At 59.2% G+C, this 1,095-nt stretch carries 1 pseudogene; it reads left to right on the top strand.

What is annotated here, in order from left to right:
* Positions 1-639 precede the first annotated feature (639 nt).
* A pseudogene (locus EN879_RS36885) lies at positions 640-1,095 on the top strand (excinuclease ABC subunit A); the annotation flags it as partial.

Genomic DNA, 1,095 nt, shown 5'->3' with positions numbered 1-1,095 from the left:
CAAACGGACGGGGCCTTCTGGATCTCAAATCCAACTTTGCCGGGAGTGTACTGCCGGCGTTTGATTTCGGATGCACCGCGGCGTTCGGCCGACGATCCGACTAGCAGTCTCTGATTTTTAGGGGATATGGCAGGTCACGGTTTGCCGGGTGGCGCAGACGCTAAACCCTGGCACTTATGCCTGCCGCGGCTCCAGTGACAACTGGAACCCTAGGGGACGATCCGGTGGCGTCATAGCTCCGCTCCTCTGTCCGTTGCGATTGTTGTCAATTCGAAGCACAAATCGCAAATGCCTGCGGCGTCTCGCAGGCCGCCTTTGGGCGGCGAGGCCATCGAAAGACGGCCGGCTTCGTTGACTTCCGGAGACTGCGCTCCTGGGTTGCCCGCGTCAACCATCAATAGCCGGTTACCGAAAAACGTGATCGCCGGGAGGTTACGTACAAGTCAGTTTTTGCACAGCTTTGTCAGGAGCGTGTTCGGCCTTTGTTCTTTCCGCTTGCCCGTTCACGCGAAAGACGCTTAAACGCTTTTGTCGGGAATTGTGGCGTCTCTCGACGTGGCGGCAAAACTACCTACATAGGGGATGGCCGGGAAAACCCGCCATTCCAGGAAATTCCAGATTCTGAGGCGGCGACCGGCTATGGCCGACCATAAATATCTTTCCATTCGCGGGGCGCGCGAACACAATCTGAAGAATGTCGATCTCGACCTGCCGCGTGACAGCCTGATTGTCATGACCGGCCTGTCGGGGTCCGGCAAGTCATCGCTTGCCTTCGACACGATCTATGCCGAGGGCCAGCGCCGCTACGTCGAAAGCCTGTCGGCCTACGCGCGGCAATTCCTCGAAATGATGCAGAAGCCTGACGTCGACCAGATCGACGGCCTGTCGCCTGCCATTTCCATCGAGCAGAAGACCACATCGAAGAACCCGCGTTCGACGGTCGGCACCGTCACCGAGATCTACGACTATATGCGCCTGCTTTTTGCGCGCGTCGGCATCCCCTATTCGCCGGCCACCGGCCTGCCGATCGAGAGCCAGACGGTTTCGCAGATGGTCGACCGCGTGCTGGCGATCGAGGAAGGCACGCGCCTGTTC

This window comes from Mesorhizobium sp. M7A.F.Ca.AU.002.02.1.1, assembly GCF_003998535.1.
Lineage (GTDB): Bacteria > Pseudomonadota > Alphaproteobacteria > Rhizobiales > Rhizobiaceae > Mesorhizobium > Mesorhizobium ciceri.
This window is presented reverse-complemented; position numbering and strand designations above follow the sequence as displayed.